The sequence below is a fragment of the Paenibacillus sp. NPDC056722 genome (assembly GCF_042790635.1).
Taxonomy (GTDB): Bacteria; Bacillota; Bacilli; order Paenibacillales; family Paenibacillaceae; genus Paenibacillus_AQ; species Paenibacillus_AQ agri.
This window is the reverse complement of the sequence record NZ_JBHTYV010000002.1, coordinates 269,615-290,498: the sequence shown is the minus strand read 5'-3', so window position 1 is coordinate 290,498 and position 20,884 is coordinate 269,615. Positions and strand designations below refer to the sequence as shown.

The 20,884-nt window shown below is 50.6% G+C and carries 24 protein-coding genes; 13 read left to right on the top strand and 11 right to left on the bottom strand.

The annotated features are described in order from the left end of the window. Nucleotides 1-106 precede the first annotated feature (106 nt). Nucleotides 107-2,158, top strand: a complete 2,052-nt coding sequence (locus ACFRAM_RS05845) for a hydantoinase/oxoprolinase family protein (RefSeq protein ID WP_379464960.1) — start codon at nucleotides 107-109, stop codon at nucleotides 2,156-2,158. Beyond that, nucleotides 2,155-3,894, top strand: coding sequence for a hydantoinase B/oxoprolinase family protein (locus ACFRAM_RS05840; RefSeq protein ID WP_379464959.1), 1,740 nt, complete (start codon nucleotides 2,155-2,157; stop codon nucleotides 3,892-3,894). The genes ACFRAM_RS05845 and ACFRAM_RS05840 overlap by 4 nt, the downstream gene beginning before the upstream one ends. Nucleotides 3,895-4,048: 154 nt before the next feature. On the opposite strand, the gene ACFRAM_RS05835 is transcribed toward ACFRAM_RS05840, so the two are convergent. Next, entirely contained in the window at nucleotides 4,049-4,384 is a 336-nt protein-coding gene (locus tag ACFRAM_RS05835) for a potassium channel family protein (RefSeq protein ID WP_379464958.1), read from the bottom strand. A 161-nt stretch (nucleotides 4,385-4,545) separates the two neighbouring features. Next, nucleotides 4,546-4,881 (bottom strand): TetR family transcriptional regulator C-terminal domain-containing protein, encoded by a 336-nt coding sequence (locus ACFRAM_RS05830; protein ID WP_379464957.1) that lies wholly within the window; start codon nucleotides 4,879-4,881, stop codon nucleotides 4,546-4,548. Nucleotides 4,882-4,943: 62 nt separating this feature from the next. On the opposite strand from ACFRAM_RS05830, the gene ACFRAM_RS05825 reads away from it, so the two are divergent. After that, nucleotides 4,944-5,459 (top strand): MFS transporter, encoded by a 516-nt coding sequence (locus ACFRAM_RS05825; RefSeq protein WP_379464956.1) that lies wholly within the window; start codon nucleotides 4,944-4,946, stop codon nucleotides 5,457-5,459. Between the two features lie 105 nt (nucleotides 5,460-5,564). Here the strand turns inward: ACFRAM_RS05825 and ACFRAM_RS05820 are convergent, their stop codons facing one another. Continuing rightward, nucleotides 5,565-5,864, bottom strand: a complete 300-nt coding sequence (locus ACFRAM_RS05820; protein WP_379464955.1) for a hypothetical protein — start codon at nucleotides 5,862-5,864, stop codon at nucleotides 5,565-5,567. A gap of 246 nt (nucleotides 5,865-6,110) precedes the next feature. Between ACFRAM_RS05820 and rfbF the strand changes: the two genes are divergently transcribed. Together rfbF and ACFRAM_RS05810 are read left to right on the top strand one after the other, a co-directional pair. Beyond that, nucleotides 6,111-6,881, top strand: a complete 771-nt coding sequence (rfbF, locus tag ACFRAM_RS05815) for a glucose-1-phosphate cytidylyltransferase (protein WP_379464954.1) — start codon at nucleotides 6,111-6,113, stop codon at nucleotides 6,879-6,881. A gap of 5 nt (nucleotides 6,882-6,886) precedes the next feature. After that, nucleotides 6,887-7,867: a glycosyltransferase family 2 protein gene (locus tag ACFRAM_RS05810; protein ID WP_379464953.1), complete on the top strand. Its 981-nt coding sequence runs from the start codon at nucleotides 6,887-6,889 to the stop codon at nucleotides 7,865-7,867. Between the two features lie 224 nt (nucleotides 7,868-8,091). On the opposite strand, the gene ACFRAM_RS05805 is transcribed toward ACFRAM_RS05810, so the two are convergent. The 5 genes from ACFRAM_RS05805 to rfbG are packed head-to-tail and all read right to left on the bottom strand — an operon-like array spanning nucleotide 8,092 to nucleotide 12,378. Beyond that, nucleotides 8,092-9,219 carry a DegT/DnrJ/EryC1/StrS family aminotransferase gene (locus tag ACFRAM_RS05805; protein WP_379464952.1) on the bottom strand — a complete coding sequence of 376 codons (1,128 nt, stop codon included), beginning with the start codon at nucleotides 9,217-9,219 and terminating at the stop codon, nucleotides 8,092-8,094. Between the two features lie 12 nt (nucleotides 9,220-9,231). Beyond that, nucleotides 9,232-9,912, bottom strand: coding sequence for a GNAT family N-acetyltransferase (locus ACFRAM_RS05800; RefSeq protein WP_379464951.1), 681 nt, complete (start codon nucleotides 9,910-9,912; stop codon nucleotides 9,232-9,234). Nucleotides 9,913-9,933: 21 nt separating this feature from the next. Further along, nucleotides 9,934-10,704 (bottom strand): glycosyltransferase family 2 protein, encoded by a 771-nt coding sequence (locus ACFRAM_RS05795; RefSeq protein ID WP_379464950.1) that lies wholly within the window; start codon nucleotides 10,702-10,704, stop codon nucleotides 9,934-9,936. 16 nt (nucleotides 10,705-10,720) lie between these two features. After that, nucleotides 10,721-11,275 carry a dTDP-4-dehydrorhamnose 3,5-epimerase gene (rfbC, locus tag ACFRAM_RS05790; protein WP_379464949.1) on the bottom strand — a complete coding sequence of 185 codons (555 nt, stop codon included), beginning with the start codon at nucleotides 11,273-11,275 and terminating at the stop codon, nucleotides 10,721-10,723. Then, nucleotides 11,275-12,378 (bottom strand): CDP-glucose 4,6-dehydratase, encoded by a 1,104-nt coding sequence (rfbG, locus tag ACFRAM_RS05785; protein WP_379464948.1) that lies wholly within the window; start codon nucleotides 12,376-12,378, stop codon nucleotides 11,275-11,277. Before rfbG ends, rfbC begins: the two co-directional genes overlap by 1 nt. A gap of 207 nt (nucleotides 12,379-12,585) precedes the next feature. Here rfbG and ACFRAM_RS05780 point away from each other — a divergent pair, with 207 nt between their 5' ends. The 3 genes from ACFRAM_RS05780 to ACFRAM_RS05770 all read left to right on the top strand — a co-directional run bounded on the left by ACFRAM_RS05780 (nucleotide 12,586) and on the right by ACFRAM_RS05770 (nucleotide 13,903). Next, on the top strand, nucleotides 12,586-13,065 hold the full coding sequence (locus ACFRAM_RS05780) for a hypothetical protein (protein ID WP_379464947.1): 480 nt from the start codon (nucleotides 12,586-12,588) through the stop codon (nucleotides 13,063-13,065). Nucleotides 13,066-13,202: 137 nt separating this feature from the next. Then, the gene (locus ACFRAM_RS05775; RefSeq protein ID WP_379464946.1) at nucleotides 13,203-13,718 is read left to right on the top strand and encodes a hypothetical protein; all 516 of its coding nucleotides are present in this window, start codon (nucleotides 13,203-13,205) and stop codon (nucleotides 13,716-13,718) included. Next, entirely contained in the window at nucleotides 13,715-13,903 is a 189-nt protein-coding gene (locus tag ACFRAM_RS05770; protein WP_379464945.1) for a hypothetical protein, read from the top strand. The genes ACFRAM_RS05775 and ACFRAM_RS05770 overlap by 4 nt, the downstream gene beginning before the upstream one ends. A gap of 120 nt (nucleotides 13,904-14,023) precedes the next feature. Here the strand turns inward: ACFRAM_RS05770 and ACFRAM_RS05765 are convergent, their stop codons facing one another. Beyond that, nucleotides 14,024-14,908, bottom strand: a complete 885-nt coding sequence (locus tag ACFRAM_RS05765; protein WP_379464944.1) for a glycosyltransferase family 2 protein — start codon at nucleotides 14,906-14,908, stop codon at nucleotides 14,024-14,026. A 145-nt stretch (nucleotides 14,909-15,053) separates the two neighbouring features. Between ACFRAM_RS05765 and ACFRAM_RS05760 the strand changes: the two genes are divergently transcribed. The 4 genes from ACFRAM_RS05760 (at nucleotide 15,054) to ACFRAM_RS05745 (ending at nucleotide 19,250) form a co-directional block, all read left to right on the top strand. Then, nucleotides 15,054-16,076 carry a S66 family peptidase gene (locus ACFRAM_RS05760; RefSeq protein WP_379464943.1) on the top strand — a complete coding sequence of 341 codons (1,023 nt, stop codon included), beginning with the start codon at nucleotides 15,054-15,056 and terminating at the stop codon, nucleotides 16,074-16,076. A gap of 84 nt (nucleotides 16,077-16,160) precedes the next feature. Next, the gene (locus ACFRAM_RS05755) at nucleotides 16,161-17,183 is read left to right on the top strand and encodes an SDR family oxidoreductase (protein WP_379464942.1); all 1,023 of its coding nucleotides are present in this window, start codon (nucleotides 16,161-16,163) and stop codon (nucleotides 17,181-17,183) included. A gap of 237 nt (nucleotides 17,184-17,420) precedes the next feature. Further along, nucleotides 17,421-18,080 carry a class I SAM-dependent methyltransferase gene (locus tag ACFRAM_RS05750; RefSeq protein WP_379464941.1) on the top strand — a complete coding sequence of 220 codons (660 nt, stop codon included), beginning with the start codon at nucleotides 17,421-17,423 and terminating at the stop codon, nucleotides 18,078-18,080. 165 nt (nucleotides 18,081-18,245) lie between these two features. Then, nucleotides 18,246-19,250: a CapA family protein gene (locus ACFRAM_RS05745; RefSeq protein ID WP_483875008.1), complete on the top strand. Its 1,005-nt coding sequence runs from the start codon at nucleotides 18,246-18,248 to the stop codon at nucleotides 19,248-19,250. Nucleotides 19,251-19,370: 120 nt separating this feature from the next. On the opposite strand, the gene ACFRAM_RS05740 is transcribed toward ACFRAM_RS05745, so the two are convergent. Further along, the gene (locus ACFRAM_RS05740) at nucleotides 19,371-19,934 is read right to left on the bottom strand and encodes a nitroreductase family protein (protein WP_379464939.1); all 564 of its coding nucleotides are present in this window, start codon (nucleotides 19,932-19,934) and stop codon (nucleotides 19,371-19,373) included. 418 nt (nucleotides 19,935-20,352) lie between these two features. Between ACFRAM_RS05740 and ACFRAM_RS05735 the strand changes: the two genes are divergently transcribed. Next, complete coding sequence (locus ACFRAM_RS05735; RefSeq protein ID WP_066374154.1) at nucleotides 20,353-20,607, top strand: AbrB/MazE/SpoVT family DNA-binding domain-containing protein; 255 nt, start codon at nucleotides 20,353-20,355, stop codon at nucleotides 20,605-20,607. Between the two features lies 1 nt (nucleotide 20,608). Here ACFRAM_RS05735 and ACFRAM_RS05730 read toward each other — a convergent pair. After that, on the bottom strand, nucleotides 20,609-20,884 hold a 276-nt coding region (locus ACFRAM_RS05730), incomplete at its 5' end, for a hypothetical protein (RefSeq protein WP_379464938.1).

The window sequence follows — 20,884 nt, the reverse complement described above, 5'->3', positions numbered from 1 at the left end:
AGTCCCGCAAGTGAGAGAGCACCCTGCAGGTCATTGCCGCCAAGTAGGCCCTGCAGGGTGCTTATTGTTTGTGTTCAGAAATCTTATGATTCGAGGAGGGGAAACGATGCGTATTGCCACAGATATCGGAGGTACCTTTACCGATCTGGTCTATGTGAATGATGCCGGTGAGATCGGTGTCGCGAAGAGTGACACCACCCCCGGCCAATTTGAGCAGGGGGTGCTCGACGTCATTCGGCGGAGCGGTGTGAACCCATATCATATTGACGATTTTATTCATGGTACTACCGTGATCATTAATGCGCTGACCGAGCGCAAAGGGGCGAAGACCGGGCTGATTACAACCAAAGGCTTCCGCGATGTGCTGGAGATCGCCCGCGGCAACCGTCCTGATCTGTTCAACGTGCGCTACTTGAAGCCCGCTCCGTTCGTGCCGAGACATCTTCGGCTGGAGGTGAGCGAGCGTCTGGATTATACAGGCGCTGTCGTAGCTCCGCTGGCTGCAGCGGAATTGAAGGCTGCTGTGCAGCAGCTAAAGGCTGAGGGAGTAGAGGCTGTAGCGATTTCTTTCCTGCATGCCTACACCAATCCCGCCCACGAGCAGGAGGCGCTGCGGTTGATTGCCGAATGGTGGCCTGAGGTCCAAATTACGGCTTCGCATGAGATTTCTCAGGAGTGGCGCGAATATGAGCGCACCAATACTGCTGTGCTGAACTCCTATGTAAAGCCAACCGCAGCCGCTTACATTGACCATATGGAGCAGCGGCTAACGGCGGAGGGTGTGAATGGGCGCAGGTATGTAATGCAGTCCAATGCGGGAATGACCTCGTTCAGACAGGCGAAGCAGACTCCGATCCAGATGGTTGAGTCAGGTCCGGTGGCGGGGATTTTTGGTGCAGCGATCCTGGGGAAATGGATTGGCGAGGAGAACATTATCGCATTTGACATCGGAGGAACGACTGCGAAGTGCTCGCTGATCGACAAGGGTGAAGTGAAGGTGACTACGGATTATAAAATTGAGCAGAACGAGCGCAATGCCGGCTATCCGGTCAAGGTTCCTGTGGTCGATATTGTAGAGATCGGGACTGGCGGAGGCTCGATTGCCTGGATCGATGAAGGGGGCTCGCTGCGCGTAGGACCTAAGTCGGCTGGGGCGTTGCCAGGTCCGGTAGCTTACGGCCGTGGGGGTCAAGCGCCGACCACGACGGATGCCAACCTGTTGACCGGGCGCTTATCGCTGGACAACTTCGCTTCTCCCGCCAGTATGGAGACAGTGCGGCAAGCAATCGAAGAACAGATTGCCACACCCTTCGGCCTCTCTGCTGATGAGGCTGCGCTGGGGATTCTTCGGATTGCCAATTCGAATATGCTGAATGCACTCAAGCTAGTATCGGTACGCAGAGGCTATGATCCGCGTGATTTCACCCTGATCGCCTTCGGTGGCGGCGGACCGCTGCATGCGGCGGCGCTGGCCAGGGAGCTCGGTGTGCGCAAGGTGGTCGTGCCTTTTGCCTCGTCCGTATTTTCGGCTTGGGGAATGCTCATGACCGACCTGCGGAAGGACCATATCCAGACGTATATTCGGCGCATTGAGCGTCTGGATCTTGCGGAATTGAACGGGATATTGGCGCAAATTCAGGAATCGGGTCTCCAGGCTTATCTTGATGAAGGCTTGCGCCGCGAGGACATTGCCTGGGTACGTTATGCAGATATGCGTTATCTGGGTCAGGAACATACCGTGAAGGTAATCATGCCTGAAGAGGATTTGACCGCAGCACTGCTGGCGGAGCTGAGCAGCCAATTCCACGAGATCCATGAGCGGGAGTATACTTTCCGCCTGGAGGGGGTACCTGTTGAGATAGTGAATCTGCATGTCAGTACCATCGGTTCTGTGCGCAAGCCTGTACCGAAGCCGCTGGGCCGACATGGTTCTGATGCTTCTGATGCGCATACAGGAACCCGTCCAGTGCTTTTCGATGAGGCTAATTGGCTGAATACTCCGGTCTATAACCGAAATAAACTTCAGCCGGGGAATGAGATCGAAGGGCCTGCCATTGTGGAGGAGCCTTCTTCATCGGTTGTCGTGTACCCGGGGCAGCGGCTCGCTATGGACGGCTACGGAAATTTGATCATTGAGACGGAGGTGCATAGCAGATGACGACTGGCAGCATGATTGATCCTTTTACCCGAGAGATTGTCAAAGATTCGCTCGTCGCCATTGGCGAGGAGATGTTCTATTCGCTGGCCCGCACTTCCATGAGCCCGATCATCTATGAGGTGCTGGATTTCGCCAGTGGACTAACCGATGCCAAAGGTCAATTGCTGACCCAGGGGAACGGGGTTACAGGCTTCATCGGCATGCTTACCTTTATGGTGAAGAATACCTTGGACAAATTTGGTCCGGAGGGACTTCATCCCGGAGATGTCATTATTCTGAATGATCCCTATGGCGGCGGCGGTTCGCATCTTTCGGATGTCGGACTGGTCATGCCTATTTTCCATGAAGGGGAGCTGGTGGCCTTTGCGGCCAATAAAGCGCACTGGACAGAGGTAGGCGGTAAAGATCCTGGCTCATGGACGACCGATTCCACTGAAATTTATCAGGAAGGTCTGCAATTCCCTACAATCAAGCTGTTCAACAAAGGGGAGATTAATCAGGCGCTCATTGATCTGATCGAAGCAAATGTACGTTTTCCGAACTTGTCGCTTGGAGATATGTGGGCCCAAATTGCCGGATTGCGGACGGGGGAGCGAAGATTCGGCGAGCTCTGTAATAAATACGGCAAGCAGACGGTGCAAGCATCGATAGACTTTCTGTTGGATCATGGGGAACAAGTGTCCAGACAACAACTGAGCTTGCTGCCGGCAGGGGTCTATGAAGCGGAAGATGAGGTGGAGGATGATGGCTTCGGCAACGGGCCGTTTCCGGTAAGGGTCAAGGTGACGATTACCGCCGATGAGTTCATCTGCGATTTCCGCGGCAGTCATCCGCAGGTGAAAGGGCCGATGAATGCTTCCTATACTGCGCTTGTCTCCTCGGTACGGACGATTTTTCTGGCAGTGACCAATCCTTCGCAGGATGTGAATGACGGGGTGTTCCGTCCGCTGCGTGTCATTACCGACCGGAAATCGATTTTGTCGGCGGAGCGGCCAGCGGCGGTATCAACCTATTGGGAGAGCATGCAGTTCGGGGCGGAGCTGGTTTGGAAGGCGCTGGCCCCGGTCATTCCGGACCGTTTGAACGCGGGGCATCTGCTCTCGGTCTGCGGGATTATACTAAGCGGCGTCCATCCCGTTACACAGGAGCCTTATCTGATCGTTGAGCCTTCCGTAGGCGGCTGGGGAGCAGGCAGTGACATGGATGGGCTGGCCGGTCAATTCTGTATCGGGGATGGGGAAACCTATAACGTTCCGGTTGAGGTGGCGGAAGCGCGCTATGGGATCAGGGTTGATGAATACAGTCTGACTGCTGACGGTGCGGGAGCCGGGGAGTTCCGTGGGGGGAGCGGAGTGATCCGTACCTATCGTACTTTAAGTGATGGGCACTCCTTCTCGGGTACCTTTGGGCGGCATGAGATTGTCCCATGGGGTTTAAATGGCGGACTTGCAGGATCAGGCAACGTCATTGAAATCCGGAAGGCGGATGGCCGGCAAGTGCAGCAACTGGGCATCTGCGCCAGAGTTCCCCTTGATCAAGGAGACGTGGTACGCTTGATCACGGCTACGGGCGGCGGATACGGCAACCCGCTACTGCGTCCCGCTGACAAGGTGTTGGCCGATTGGAAGGACGGCTATATCAGCTTGGAGCAAGCACGTGATCTATATGGGCTTGTGATTGATCCTGCTACGGGACATCTGGAGCAGATTACTGCTGCCCGCGCTGCGCTGGGCTGAGAAGCGGGGGAATCGCTGACGACCAAGTGGCGGGCGTAGGACAGGAATTGCGAGCAAGATGGAGAGGATAGCTTGCCGCAATTTGATGATTATTATCGTTTCATATTCAACAAAGAAAGGCCTTGTTAGCTTTACTAAACAAGGCCTTTTCGTATTAATCTCCATTTTTCCCCGTTTGTTTGATCAACTCATAGGCAATATACCCAATCATTCCCAAGAACAATCCTGTACCCGCAATAATGTATACGATCGTAAATATTTTTCCGAGATCTGTCTGGGGAACGAACGTTGGATGTCCTAATGTACTCAGCGTGGCAACGCAAAAATAAACAGCATCAATGATAGACAGGCCTTCCTGTTTGACATAGAAAATGGTTCCGGACAACAGCGTCATCATAACCAGAAGAAATAATACCTGAAAATTTTTACGCTTGAATGCTCTCCATAAACCTGAAAATAATCGTTTTAATGTTAGTAACAATGAAAGCATGTAGCTCCACCCTTCACAAATAGTGGTGGTCCCGGCAGTGAGCTGAGAAAATCCCATCCTAAGTCCAATACACCCTTTAGTATTAGAGCATACATAGCAAATCACCGTCAATCATATGGGATGGTGGTTGTGGTTGCGCAGTGTTAATAGAGACTGGAGCTTCAGGCACAAGAATCCCATAGTTCCATCAATTTCGTAATTGCTGCATTAATGCTGTCGAGGGGCACACCATCTCTGGCTTCCGTAGATATTCCTTCTAAAAAGGTAACAAATAATGTGGTTAACATTGCAACATTTGTGCCTTCTTTAAGTTCTCCGGTCTGGATCGCTCGTTCAATACAAGTATGGAACTTTTTCCTTGTCGTGGCTCTTTCAAGAGTTAATATTTCACGAATATGATTATTTTCAGGTGAACACGTATTTGCAGACAAAATGACTAAACAACCCAAGGGATGGGTCTGTTCAGTTTGCAGGACAATCCACCGGGAAGCAGTCATCGATCACTGCTGTTTTCCTTACACCGGGAATTAGGCCCATCCTGTTGGTTGTACTGACTTGGATGACAGCCCATAATATTCTGTACACTTATATTGCTCCGTTTCTTGCAGCTAATAGCATGAGTGAGAGAGTGGGTCTGGCGCTGGCTTTCTTCGGCGTTGCGGCACTGGTAGGCATATGGATAACTGGTGTATTCATCGACCGCTCCCTGCGGAAGCTTGTTCTGATTAGTCTGAGTGCTTTTCTCTTAATCTCTCTTGCCATGAGCTTTAGCAACTCTAATGGCCTTTTGATCTATATCATTGTTACGGTCTGGGGATTAACCTTTGGCGGGGCAGCAACACTGCTGCAAACGGCGCTTGCTGAGGCTGCAGGGGAGAGCAAAGTGGATATGGTCATGCCGATTAATACTACAGTATGGAATCTAGCTATCGCCGGCGGAGGAGTAGCAGGAGGACTGTTGCTTGATACCTTTGGTGCCAAATCTTTTTCGTGGGCATTGTTCATTCTCATATTCATCGCACTTCTTGTGGCTTGGGGTGGCAAAAAACACGCTTTCCCTCCATTTAAAAAATGAACGACAACCAGCCCCGCTTAGCGTGGGCTGGTTGTCGTTTGCTGGCACAGCACTCCTACTGATGCCGCCGTTCATCTAAGTGTCTTCATGCCCGGAAGCATAGTTTTACTTCCACAAATCCCTCAGGCTATCGAACAGTTGCAAGGCAGGCAAGCCGGCAAACAAACCGAATATCATGAGAGCCAACGCTGATGGCAATAGCCTTCTGTCGAGCTTTATCCCCAAAAACAAATAACCACCAACACCCAGCACGACTGCTATTCCAGTCCAAGTGGCAAGAGCAGGATCTTTATGTGATAACAACCCGTCGCCAGTACTGAACGCAATGGTTAATAAACCATAGAAGCATGCTATTCCTACGACTATCGAAAATAATAAATAGACTATTTTGATGGTTTTCATCATGGGAACAGAGATTTCCTTTCTAAATGGAGGAAAATTTTACAATTTAATTAGATTTTACCTCGCATCTCTGCTAAGGTCTATCCTTCCAGCCTCCTATGAGAGACTTAATTCCTTTACCTCAACTCGTACAGCAGCAATAAACACCTATACTTCCACCCGTAGCAGTACCTGTACCTGTCATCCCCACATCCTTCACATATACTATCTTATAGCTTATTAATTCTATATATAGAACGGAGAATGAGGATGAAGGTCGTAATTCTGGCGGGCGGGTACGGGACAAGAATCAGTGAAGAGACACATTCGAGACCCAAGCCAATGATCCCGATTGGTGAGAGACCGATTCTGTGGCATATTATGAAGACTTACAGCCATTATGGCTTTAATGAATTTGTGATTTGTCTGGGGTATAAGGGGCATGTGGTTAAGGAATATTTCGCCAACTACATCCGGGACGAGTCGGATTTTACGTTGGACTACAGAAGCGGTGATTCCCAGTACCATTCGCAGGGAGCCGAGCCCTGGCAGATCACACTGGTGAACACGGGTAAGGATTCTATGACAGGTGGGAGGATCAAGCGCATTCAACGTTATATTGGCAATGAACCTTTTATGCTCACCTACGGCGACGGTTTGTGTGACGTGAACTTTCAGGAGTTGCTGAAGTTTCATAAGGCGCATGGCAAGCTGGCTACGGTCACCGCTGTGCAGCCGGCTGGGAGATTTGGTGCGCTGGGTCTTGGTGCGGGGGACAGGGTCAATGATTTTCACGAAAAATTGAAGGGGGACGGCAAGTGGGTCAACGGGGGATTTATGGTGCTGCAGCCGGAAGTCTTTGATTATATAGAAGGGGACCATACGATCTTTGAACAAGAGCCTTTGATCAACTTGGCGAGCGGAGGGGAGCTGCATGCATTCCGGCATGATGGCTTCTGGTATGCGATGGATACGCTCAGAGACAAGAATCATCTGCAAGCGCTGTGGGATTCCGGGCAAGCCCCCTGGAAGCTGTGGTGATGAGCATGAGTGCGATAACTCCGCTTGTAAGCATTCTGATTCCAACTTACAACCGGCCTCATTATCTGGAGCAGGCATTAAGAAGTGCCTTAGCCCAGACGTACCCGAACATCGAGATTATCATCAGCGACAACAGTGACAACGACCATACCCAGCACTTGGTTCACCATTTCCAGTCAGAGCTTGGTATTTCGAGCATCCGTTATGTAAAGAACAAACGCAACATCGGTCCAGTGGCCAACCAACTGCAATGCATGAGGCTGGCTAGTGGCGAATACGTCAACTATTTAATGGATGATGATCTGTTTGATCCTGTCAAGATTGAGAGAATGGCAGTTTACTTAAAAAGATTTCCCGGAGTCACGCTAGTATCATCACGGAAAAGCATTATCGACAGGGCCAACCGTGTGACCCAGCTTTCGCCGGACACGGTGCCTTTTGCTAATTTCAATGGTTATGAAACGTTTGTTAGTGGAAGGGCTGCGATGGCCACCATGCTGCGCGATCGGATCAATTATATCGGGGAACCGACGACCGGATTGTTCCGGAAAGCTGATCTGGCAGAGCCCTTCGGTGTCTTCTATGGCCGTAAAGCTTTCAATAATGTCGATGTAGCGACCTGGCTGACCCTGCTGTCCCGCGGCGATTTGGTGTATATTACAGATCCTTTAAGTTCTTTTCGCAGGCATTCAACACAAATATCGGTCAGTCCGTTGTCCCAAATGGGCGAGATCTGCGACTGGGTAGATCATATCCTGCTTGCCACTCATACGGGAATACTACCTCAAGACGAAGAATGGGTGCGGACAATATTGGCGCTCAAGGGGGTGGCCGTGAACCAGTTTCCAATGTGGAATGCGCAGACCCATCGGTTGTTTAACCACGAGTTTGTCTCAAGAATCACACAATTGGCGGAGATTTGTGCGGTAAATGCTAATCTGCATGCAGCAGGCCAGGAGTTCAGGGAGCTGCTGAGAAGAATATGACACACGTTATTATGAAAATAGCCCGGACTTGATCCCCTATTCTAAGGGATTCAGGATCGGGTTATTTTGTGCCTGGCCGCAGGAAGCGGTCAGGCTGGCACATAGGAGGCGGTGGAATGATCCCGCCTCCAGCCAATAAAGGATTGACCCCTGCTTTGCCGTCCCGGGGGACGGGCGTAGAAGGTGGTCAATCCTTTTTCAGAACATGGTCGTGCCGGTTTCGCTTATTGGTACGCCTGAACGGCTGAGATCACATATTCGACCTCTTCCGGTGTCAGGTCAGGGAACAGCGGAAGAGTCACAAGTTCACGCCAGATCCTGGTGGCCACCGGATTCTCCGAAGCGTATTTCATGAACAGAGGCTGCATCGGCAGTGGCATATAGTGAACACCAGTAGCGATGCCGCGGGCCTGCATGGCGGCGATAAACCGCTCCCGCTCCTGAACCCGTACAACAAAGGCCCAGTATGAGGAGTCGTGAAGATCATAAGGAATGGCGGATGTTACCTTCGTCAAGCCTTGAATCCCCGCAGTGTACTGTCCTATAATCTCTTCTCTTCTACGGTTCATACGATCGAGCTTGCCGAGCTGAACAAGGCCGATAGAGGCCATAAGATCATTCATATTATATTTGTAGCCGATATCCGAGATCTCGTAATACCAGCTATTCACATCTGGCTGACCTAGCTGATACTCCTCATAACGCTCCCAGGTATCTTTGTTGATGCCAATCCAGCGTGAATGCCGGAGCGGCTTCAGCAGCTCCGTATCGTCTGAGGAGATCATCCCGCCGTCGCCGGTGGTCATGCATTTTTTCTCCTCAAAGCTGTAGCATCCGATATCTCCCCAGGTACCCAGCGTCTTGCCTTTATACTTCCCGCCAGCCGAATGCGCGCAATCCTCAATCACCTTCAGGCCGCGTGCCTTGGCCCAAGACACCAGATTGTCCATAGGCACAGGATGTCCGCCAAAATGCACCGGCATGACAGCCACGCAGTCCTTGTCATATTTTCGTTCCAGATCTTCAAGATCCAGGCCCAGTGTGTGTTCGTCGATATCTACGAATACGGGAATAAGGCGGTTATATAGCGCAGCCATGGCAGTGGCGGCGAAGGTTAGTGCAGGCACAAGCACCTTTTTTCCCTCCGGGAATCGATAAGCAGACAGCGCCAGATGAAGCGCAGCCGTACAGGAATTGACGCCCACAGATTCTTGTGAGCCGACATAGCGGCTCCATTGCCGCTCAAATTCGGCAACCTTGGGTCCCAGACCAAGCCATGCGCTGTCAAACGAGTCTTTGATGCTTGCCAGCTCCTCCTCACCGACAGAAGGCTTAAACAGTCTGATTTTCATGTGATACCCACCTTATCTTTTATGGAATGCGGCGCTCATTATTTGTCTAAAGGCTTCGCGTGTAATGGTCATGGTCACCAGTTCCCGCTCCGGCGCTTCGGTCAGAGGAAGGGAGGCTGGAACCCAACGGATGACGCCTTCTTCCTCCACTTTGAGCAGAGGTACCCGTTCTGATTCCACCGCTCCCAGGCCCTTGTAGATACGCATCGCCCGGTAATTGTCTCCTAGCACGTGAATACAGGCGGTCTCGACACCCAGTACCTCAATACTCCATTCACCGAGTGCAATGAGGGCGTGGATCATGATATTCCCGAACGCGCCTTTGCGTCCCCGCAGGAGATTGTCGAACTCACAGCTTTTGGCAGTTTCGTTGTAATTCAGCAAGCCTACCTGTCCTACAGGAGCGTGTTCTTCATCCTCGACAAAGAAAAGAATCCGGTCGTCTGCGCCAAGCACCTGATGCTCCAGCCAGCGCCGGGTTCCATCTTCAGACCCTGGGAACTGGGTAGTGAACCAGGAGGAGGAAGAACTTCTCCATTCCGTAAGTTGCGTGATCTCATCAGAGTTGTGAATAACCTCTGCAGTGATGGGACGTAATCTGCCGCGCAAGGTACCATTGACTACAATAGGGATACAGTAAGAGGAAGTTTGCTGCACGTCTGCGTGCTTGTAGGATCGCAGGAGCTCCTTCATCCGGAACAATCCCTTCGTTGGTTATTGGGTATATCCATGGATCTTGGCGAATCGTTCAAAGGTCTTGATATCCAACTCCCCGACCTTTCTGGCATATTTATGCTGTGACAACTGTGTGGAATGATAGCGGAGATAGCTAAGCGGTTGAACCAGAATCGCGGCATTGCCTTGTGTCATCAGGTTGACCCAGCTGGCCATATCCACGGCGAAGAAGACCTGTTTACCCGCGAGCACACCGAAAGGCTCTGTCAGCGCACTGCGCTTGAACAGTACAGTAGTAGGCTCGCCGAGATAATTGGTCTGGTTGCGCAGCATCATCTCTGTCAGCACCCGGCCGTTGATTACGGTATCCCGGGTAGAGAATTTCCTGAAGGTTAAGACCGGCGGGACATAAATTTGCTTGCCGTTGGCATCAATGACTCTCCGCTGGGAACTGACAAGGACTACGCCGGCGTGTCCCAAGATGAAATTCATCATTTTTTCGATTTTTTGGGGATGGAATAGATCATCATCATTTAAATAATTGATGTACTCCCCGTTCGCAAGATTGAGACATTGCTGTTGGTTGGCAATAGGGCCGATGTTCTTGGGATTGCGATGGTAGCGTATTTTGGAGCCGTTCGGATGTGCCTGGTAGCGGGCCACTACCTGTTCAGTCTGTGTATTGTCGCTGTTATCACTAATGACGATTTCAAAGTTGGAATAGGTTTGGGCAAGAGCACTTCTTAGAGCCTGTTCAAAATAGTCGGGCCGATTGAAGGTGGGAATCAAAATACTAACGAGTGGTTGCATAAGCCTGATCGCTCCTTTAATTTTGTTCTAAACGACGCTTGAATTCCTCCAAGGTGGGAAGAAGCATATCCCTGTCTGACATAGTCGGCTTCAGAATCGGCCAGGTAATTCGCAGTGTCTCGTCGTTCCAGCGTACGCCGCCTTCATGCTGCGGGGCATAGCAGCGGTCTACTTTGTACACAACTTCACAATCGTCCTGAAGGGTGCAGAATCCATGACCGAATCCTTTGCCGATATATACCATCTTGTTGTTGCTTTCCGTCAGCAGTATAGAGTCCCAGCAGCCAAATGAAGGGGAATCAGGCCTGAGGTCTACAAAGACATCGAAGATGGCACCTTGAGTGACCCGAATAAGCTTAGTTTCCGCATGGTCACCATACTGCAGATGCATACCCCTGATTGTTCCTTTCTTGCCTGAAAATGAGCGATTCTCCTGAACCCAGTTCCAGTCCAAACCATGCTCCTTGAACAGCTGTTGGTCATAAATCCGCGTGAAATGGCCGCGGTGGTCGTTCCTCGGACTGAGACTGATTTCATAAATTCCCTGCAGTCTGCCTGGCTTGATGATCATCAGCCATGTACTCCTTTCATATAGTCGCGGATCTGTTGCAGGCTGACCTGACGCATGTCCTCTTGGTGCTGGTCCGCTTTGTACCATTCCACGGTCCGGGCCAGCGCCTTCTCCAGGTTCCAGCGGGGAGTCCACCCAAGCTCCTGCTTCGCCATTGACGAGTCCAGCCGTAGATAATGAGCCTCAGGCGGATGGGTGGTCTCCTGATCAACAACATAGTTAGCCCCTTCCCCCCATAGGTTGCATAACTGGCGAACCAGTTGCTCCACGGAGTGGGCGTCATCGGGACCGAAGTTCCATCCCTGATCATAAGGGGAACCGGACTCGACCAGTTTTTGCGCTAACAGCAAATATCCGTGTAGTGGCTCAAGCACATGCTGCCAGGGCCGGACTGCCTGCGGATAGCGGATCTGGACAGCTTTCTGGCTCAGTACAGCCCGGACAATATCGGGAATCAGGCGTTCCTTACTCCAGTCTCCGCCGCCGATGACATTGCCGGCTCTGGCTGATGCGACAGCGACCTTAGCAGCACCGCTCCCCGATAGGAAGAAGGCTCTGCGGTAGCTATCTGTAATCAGCTCCGAGCAGGCTTTGCTGCCGGAGTAGGGATCACTGCCGCCGAGGCGGTCGCTCTCCCTGTATCCCCAGCTCCAGTTCCGGTTGTCATAACACTTATCTGTAGTTACATTCAGAACAGCCCGGATCGGGCTCCCCTGCGCTACGGCTTTGCGGACCGCTTCAAGCACATTCACAGTTCCCATCATATTAATCTCGAAGGTAGCGGCAGGATGGATGTAGGATTCACGGACGAGCGGTTGGGCCGCCATATGAATCACAACATCGGGGGCAGCCTGCGCAAGGGCATTGGATAAGGAAGCAGAATTTCGGATATCATCCAGATAAGAAGTAACCAGTTCATCCATGCGGCAAATATGGTACAGGTTCGGATTGGTGGGAGGCTTCAGAGCATACCCGGTTACTGAGGCGCCAAGGGAATGTAGCCACAGAGACAACCAGGTTCCCTTAAAGCCTGTGTGTCCGGTGATGAATACTTTCTTGTTCCTCCAGAATGCGGCATCTGCCTGTTGCTGGGCGGGCATCATTGACTTCCTTTCCTCCTTCGCCTGCATTAATAAAACTCTTCCTCTCATTGCCTAATAGAAGATATAAGTTTGTGACAGCATATGGTAAAAGGTAGGGTCCTGAAACTGGCACTAATCTATAGACCTATTAATTTCAGGAAATATGTATCCATCCAAGCACACCTCTGATTCTTGCATAATATAGCAGCAGGAAAGGAGGGATAAAGAATGAGTGATGTGGAAGCCAAACTGGCGCAGTTTCTGGAGAAAGCACAGGGGCTGGTCTTGAAAGATGACAATGTGGTGGGACAATTTCTTAGAAAGCTGGGTTCCGTTCAATCCAAAGTAGATACTGCGGCGGGCGACAACATTGATCAAGCCAGCTTCAATCAATTGCAAGACGAAATGGCCGCTCTGAACTTGGATGAAGCTACAAAATCCGAGTTGTTGGGTGCAATTGGTAAAGTGGATGGCGGAGTGAACAGTGTTTCTGCTGGTCAATTTGTCGACGATGTCTTCGGCAGACTCCGGAACCTACAATCTTCATTCACAGGCTCTAATGTGGATGTGAACACAGTAGTTGGAGAGCTTAGCCGGACCATTGAGCAAGCAAAGACTCAGATTGAACCGTTCTTGGGTTCGTTGAATCTGAACGGAAGTAATGTGCTTGATACTGTACAAAAGTTGCTAGGCAGCCGGTTACGCTAGTGCCGTCTATAGGCTGACGAGGGGCTGCCCCACAAGGTCGTATCTGACTGCGGGGCAGCCCCTTTTGTGTATGGACTTATTAAGTAGGCAGGGAAATGAAAGCTTCATATCTTCTATACAATTGGAGGTTTGATCGAATGGCCGCACAGTTTAAATTGGAGGATTTGACAGGATTGATCGAGAAAGTGGTCCGGCCGGGCCTGCTGCCTCAGCTTCTGGGCAAGGATAACGTCGTTCCTAAAAGCATCGCAGACTTTCTGAAGACAGGCTCCGACCAGCCGACTCAAACCGCTAGTGATCCTGCATCGGCCGATTCGACGTCTGGTACGTCATCTGCCAAAGCTTCATCGACCAAAGCTTCATCGACCACAGCTACATCCACCAGAACGCCATCCGCACGCAGCAATGTAATCGGTGGAATCCTGGGCGCTTTGGGCCGAATCAGCGCTGTCCCGTTCGTAGAGCTGGCCCGTGAGAATATTGGTAATAATGTGCTGATCACAACAAACCGGGAAATCATTGAAGGGATTGTAACTGAAGTTGGTGGCGGATATGCAGCGCTAACCGAAGAGGGAGGCGCGAGTGTAATCGTCAATTTCCGGAATACACTGGCGTTTCAGCCTAGCATTCCAGCGGAGGTGGAAGCAGAATGAGTTTTTCCAAGAAGATCGAAGCATATGTAGGGCAAAGCGTTCAGGTAGAAACGGCAGTGGAGACCTTTGCCGGTGAGCTTGTATCCGCAGATGATACCTTTACCGTGATTAACAGAGACGGTGCGGAAGACAATCGGGTGACCATTCTTACCGACGCAATTTCTTATGTAAGAAAAAGCCTATAGCATGTAAACTAGGGCGGCGAGATAGCCGTAGTCATATAAAAGAGGGGGTGCCGGGGCACCTCCTCTTTTTACATCCTATGGTAGTCTAGAAAGCGCAGGATAGGCTCTCTAAAACGTTATTCATGCGATTTCAGACCAGGTAAAGCAGGTGGACAGAATACGGTTAAGAGTCTCTTGATCATAGATTCCGGTCGCCTGGTTCCGCTCTAGCAGCTTATGCGCCCAAGCGAGCGCTCGTGAATACCCCTCATAATTATGGACAGGAATGGTACGCTGATAGAATTGCATGTGAATGTCGAATTCTTCCTCGGTAGGAAAGACACCCAGGTTATACAGGAGCATCCTGCGCACCCGGTCCGCCGTCAGACGCTGGGCCAGATGCTGCTGGGTAGAGATTTGCCCCTCATGCACGCGATAGGAGAAAAGGTATTCGGGCAGATTCTCGATCCGTGTAAGTTCCGACAGCCGGCTCCAGAATTCATAGTCCTCGGCATGTGTAAAGCTTGGATTGTAGTGGATGTCATGCTCCTTCAGTACGCTGCTCCGCATAAATACGGTAGGATGTCCAACACAACAATAGAAAAGCTGCCAGCAGCGAATATCTTCATGACTTGTAGGTTTGGAGACGAGCTCCCCATTGTGAAAAAGGGTGATGAAGGTGCCGAGAACACCGACCTCGGGGTGGTCTTCCATATATCGTAGCTGTCTCTCAAAACGATGGGGCGCGCTGATATCGTCGCTATCCATTCTCGCAATATATTCACCTGTGGACAGGTCCAGTCCTTCATTAAGACAATAAACCAGCCCTTTGTTGGAATTGTGGGTAATGAGACGAATCCGCGGATCTTCCAGACTCTGGAGATATTCCAGTGTACCGTCGGTGGAGCAGTCGTCGATGATCAGAAATTCAAAGTCCCGGCAGGTCTGATTCAGTATGCTCTCCACCGCATTTTTAATATAAGGCCTGGTGTTATAAGCCGACATTAATACTGTTATCTTGGGCATTCGGCGTTCTCCCCCTCAACCGATTTTCAAACTTCTGCAAAAGGTCGTATAATTAAGTTTATTTTATTCTATTTCCACAGCTTTGCTTAGACGAAAGTCAAACACAGTGGAAAAGGGCCGATTTATGGACCCAGGAGGAAGACATATGATCAGATATCCATTTTTAGAGAAGAACGCAACAATAGGAGTGACAGCGCCTTCATCAGGCGTGAGTGCAAAAGGTCATGATCTGTTCAAGTTAGCTTGTGAGCGTATGGAAGAGAAGGGCTTTAAGGTCGTCTGTGGAGATACCGTATGGACACAGCATAAGGCTAAGTCGGCTCCAGCTCCGGTGCGTGGCAAAGAGTTCAATGCCATGATGGGGGATGAAGCCATCGGGATGATTTTTCCGCCTTGGGGCGGTGAGTTGCTGATTGAAATGCTGGAGTTTGTCGATTTCGAAGAGATTGAACGCCAAAGCAAATGGATTATGGGTTATTCGGATATAGGCACGTTGCTGCTGGCGGTGACCCTGAAGACGGGGCTGGCTACAGCCCATGGGGCATGCTTCTATGATTTACGGGGAGAGTTCAGCGATGAGACTACCGGGCAATGGCTGTCCGTGTTGTTAACGAAGGCAGGCGGCTCCAATATTCAGCACTCTGCTCCCCGTTATCATAAAGAGAAGAAACAGAGTGAACCCTCGCCAAGTGTCTTCAATCTGACGGAACCCGTGCAATGGAAGACAGTCTCAGGATCACCGGAAACGGTCAAAGGAAGATTGCTTGGTGGCTGTGTGGATGTTATCCGTCATCTGATCGGCACACCATATGGCGATGTGGAAGCTTTTCAGAAGGGGGTCATCCATGACGAGCCTATTCTGTGGTATCTGGAAAATTGCGAGCTTAACACTGCAGACTTGCGTCGTTCCCTCGTACAGATGAAGCTGGCAGGCTGGTTCCGTAACTGCTCGGGATTACTGTTCGGCAGAAGTGCGGCCAATACTCCATTTGATGGATACACCGCTGAGGACATGTACAGGGAGCTTGCCGGGGAACTGGGCGTGCCCGTGATTTATGAGGTGGATTTCGGGCATGTCCCGCCGCAGCTGACACTTATTAACGGAGCTTATGCAGAGATAGAGGTATTCGAGGGTAAAGGCACCGTACGGCAGCACTTTCTTCCTTAAGAGATAACGCTTTATAGATGTGGGCAAGGGATTTTCCAATGATTATTTCTGTTACTTATTTCCTACAAAAAGGAGCTGTGTCAGATGAAAGTATTGTTTATCGGAGGAACGGGTCAGATCAGTCAGGCTGTATCCAAGCTGGCTGTAGAGCGAGGAATAGAGCTATATCTGTTCAATAGAGGACAGCGGGATGAATTCGTGCCGGAAGGCGCGAAGGTAATCACGGGAGATATCCGCCAGCAGGCTGAGGCCGCGGCTGTGCTGAAGGACCATGAATTCGATGTCGTGGTGGACTGGATCGCCTTTACACCGGAGCATGTTCAGACCGATATTGAGCTGTTTACCGGCAAGACCAAGCAGTATATCTTCATCAGTTCCGCTTCTGCTTATCAGAAGCCGCAGCGCAGTTATCTGGTGACGGAAGAAACGCCAATGGAGAATCCTTACTGGCAGTATTCCCGGGACAAGATTGCATGTGAGCAGTTGTTAATGGAAGCATACCGGAATAGCGGCTTCCCGGTGACCATTGTAAGACCGTCTCATACCTACGGGGAGACGGCGATTCCGGCGGCGCTGACGAGCTGGGAGCATCCATGGACGCTCGTGGACCGTATCCGCAAAGGCCAGCCGATCATCGTGCATGGGGATGGAACCTCACTGTGGACACTTACGCACAATACCGATTTTGCCAAAGGATTCGTAGGTCTGCTGGGACATCCTGAAGCGCTGGGAGAAGCGATTCATATTACCTCGGATGAGGTTCTGAACTGGAATCAGATTTATGCAGGGCTCGGCGCCGCGGCAGGCGCAGAGCCACAGGTGGTGCATATCTCCACAGACTTCATAGCCGCCTTTACGCCTCCCGGCACCGCAGATGGTTTGATTGGCGACCAGGCGGTGAGCAGCGTATTCGACAATAGCAAGATCAAGGCGCTGGTACCGGATTTTGTCTGCACAGTTCCGTTTACCGAAGGCGTCAAACGTTCACTGTCCTGGTTTGAGAATCACCCAGAGCTTTGCACAGTGGACCCGGAATGGTCGGCGCTTGTGGATGACCTGATCGAAAGACATGGTACAGCGCCGAAGCCCATTTCGTACTATACCTAGAGCGGAACGAGCCCAATGGCGCAAGCCACTGCCCGGTAGGGTGTGATAAAGCAGGGCTATGCTTGTACCTGATCCAGAGGTGATGCCGGCCCTGCCCCTTTCCAAAGACGACTGGACCCTTGCGGATCAGCGTCTTTTTGTGCTGCGTACCCCTCCCTCTACGTGAGGTTCAGGCATGAATCAGGGAATCTTGAATATACTCTCACTACCGAAATTCCCGTTAAAGGAGTCCTGGCCATGCCAAAACATCCCTATGTCTCCCGTTTCTTTGTCAACTCCGATGCAAGGCGCGATAAGTTGATTTATGATTTGCCGGAATCCTGGTGGAGTCGCCCTTATGAATATGAATGGTGTACGCACTTTGTCTCCGCTCATGATGTGGTGCTGGATGCAGGCTGCGGTATTTCCCATCCGCTTAAGTTCTACCTCACTGGCGTCTGTGAGGAGGTTCATGCCTGTGATGTGGATGCACGAATTGTCAGCAAGGATGCTGTAATGGCGGAGATTTCCCGCGATATTGGGGAGGAGGCAGCATGGCAGGTACAGGCTAGACGGACTACACGTCTGCATCTGGCTCAAGCTGATCTGACAGCGCTGCCTTATGAGGATGAATATTTTGACATAGTATTCTGTATCTCTGTCTTGGAGCATCTGCCGCTGGTGGAACAGTATCGCGCACTGGGAGAATTCCACCGGATTTTGAACGATGAGGGTCTCTTAATCCTGACCTTTGATTACCCAACAGTAAATCTCCAGCTCATGAATGGCTTGCTGCTGGAGGTGGGATTCCAGTACTGGGGTGAAACAGACTTTGAACTGCCTGCGGATGCCGTACGGACGGAAGCGTGGGGTGGCTTGAATTGCTTCCGGGCTGTGCTGAAAAAACAGCAGATCTGACAGGCAATGATTTATTCAGGTCCATATGCCTAGACCCTCTGAAGGTGACTATTGGACTTTATACCCTTTATCTGGAAGTTTGTGCCTTGTATAGTAGAATAGCATCAAACTGCAGTGAAACAATAAGATAAAGGGGTTAAACTGTTGCGCAGATCAGCAATCCTTATGATTATTATGCTACTACTTGTTACGGCCGCGTCTCCTGCTAACGGAGAGGGGGCGGAACCACAGCGCATTCAGCTGGCCTTTGCAGGCGATATCCTGCTGGACGGCTTCGTGGGCGAGCAAATTGCCCGCTACGGGGTGAATTATCCATTCGCGAAGGTCGCGCCGGTCCTGCGAAAGGCAGATCTGGCCTTCGCTAATCTGGAGACACCGGTATCTACCAGGGGGACGCCCTCACAGAAAAGTTTTGTTTTTCGTTCCAATCCCTCAGCTTTGAACGGGCTGACCTTTGCGGGCATTGACGGGGTAACTCTAGCGAACAATCATATTCTGGATTACGGCAAGACGGCAATGCTGGACACGTTGGTTCATCTGGACAAATACGGAATTGGACATACCGGTGCAGGCGCCGACATCAAGCAAGCGTTCAAGCCCTTTGTGAAGACGGTGAAAGGGAAGAGGATCGCTGTGCTCGGCGTCAGCCGTGTGCTCCCTAGCCCTTCCTGGTATGCGGGGCCTTCTACCCCCGGTGCGGCTTCGGCGTATACGCTAGAGCCCCTGCTGAGCGAGATCAGGGTCTCATCCAAGGTCAATGATTTCACGGTTGTGTACATCCACTGGAACGAGGAGTTTAAGGATTATCCGGAGAAATATGCCCGCACCCTGGCTAAACAGATCATTGACAGCGGAGCGGACATGATTGTAGGCGCACATAGTCATTGTCTGATGGGCATTGAGTATTACAAGCACAAGCCCATCTATTATTCGTTAGGCAACTTTGTGTTTAACCGTTCCACCCGTGGAGGAGATAAGACGCTTCATTCCATGCTGCTGAACATTGAGCTCAAGGGCTCGGATATGACGGGGCGGATCACTCCCGTGAAGATAATCGCGGGTCAGCCCAATTTTATGGGGCCGGATTACAATGCTCAGACGATACAGCGCCTCAACAAACTTTCTTACAATGCGAAGATTGATTCGTCAGGCGAGGTAAGGGAGAAGTAAGGATTTTTGCTCTGGAATTTGGACTATAGCGGCAATGACAAAGAGGGTGCCTCATTTACCATGATAAATGGTGATGAGACACCCTTTTGCTCGGTACGAGCAGCTCTACGGCTGGAGTGCCTATTCGTGCACCGTGAGCCGAGCTTCTGCGGGAGTACGCGGTTTGGCTGGGGGGATCACTTCAGGGTAACCGATATGCAGCACGCCTACGATTTTCTCGCCAGGAGCAACGCCGACGGCTTCCCGGAAGAAAGGGGAGAACATGTAGGGGTTGGTCTTCCAGACGACGCCCAGCCCCTGCTCCCATGCGGCGAGCTGAAAGCTCTGAATCCAGCTGCACACGGCGCCGAAGTCCTCTGTCCATTGCTTATCCCGCGGGTCTTCCGGCATGACGACAATGAGGTGAACCGGGATCGTCATATACTCCTTCCGCCGCTGAATCTCGTATTTCTGCCGTTCTTCTTTCGACATGGCGCCTAGCACGGCTTCCGTAAAGGTCTCCCGGGCAGCGCCCTTGTATTGGATAAATCGCCAAGGCTCCCGTAGCGCGTGATTAGGCGCCCAGTTGGCGGTGTTCATTAGCGAGAGCAGCAGCTCCTGTGGAACAGGCGTGCTCTTGTATTGCCGGATACTCCGACGTTCCCGGATCGCTTGTGCAACGGGAGAAGCGGGGGAGTTATTCATTTTCTGTGCCTCCTGTATGCCCGTGTAATAAAAGTGATTCTCTCAATTATACTATAGGAATTGGTTTGAGATCTAAAGTTCCGGAGAGAGAAGTAGATGGATAGCGATCCAGTTTTAATAGATTTATCTAGTGCAATGTAAATGATGTATGAGCAATTTATATATTTTCCATAAATAGCTTTCAATGAAAGCTATTTTCATATAAAATAAGTTACGAAATCTTAACTTTGTCGAATAAACGCGTATCTTTGTCGAAAATGTTGTCGATAAATATCAAAAAATGTAGAAATAAAATTGACAGGAAAGAAATAGCACCTTACAATGCAGATATGGCGTAATCATTACTACTTTATAGAAGCTTTGATAGCTTTTAACTCTAGTGATTATTTAGGTGTTATTTCAAGGGAGGATACTTAAGATGAAAGCAACAGGAATTGTAAGAAAAGTAGATGAACTGGGACGTATCGTAATTCCAATTGAACTGCGTAGAACAATGGGAATTGACATAAAAGACCCGCTCGAAATCTTCGTTGATGGCGAAAAGATCATTCTCAGAAAATATGAGCCTACCTGCATCTTCTCCGGCAGTGCGGAAAACCTGATCAACTTCAAAGGTAAAATGGTCAGCAAAGATGTTCTCGATGAGCTAATTTCAAGTTTCGACAGAATCTAATTCAGTTTCCGGCCAGTCCGGGAATGTTCAGCCTAAAGAGGCCGGTTCGCAGCACAATATTGTGCTTGCTGACCGGCCTTTTGTCATGCTCTAAAAGGGATATCAGGGTGCTCCCTTGATGGATTGACCTCAACCTCAATATTTGCATGAACATCAACTTAATCTCAACATTTGCACCAACACCAACACCAACACCAACACCAACACCAACACCAACACCAACACCAACACCAACACCAACACCAACACCAACACCAACACCAACACCAACACCAAC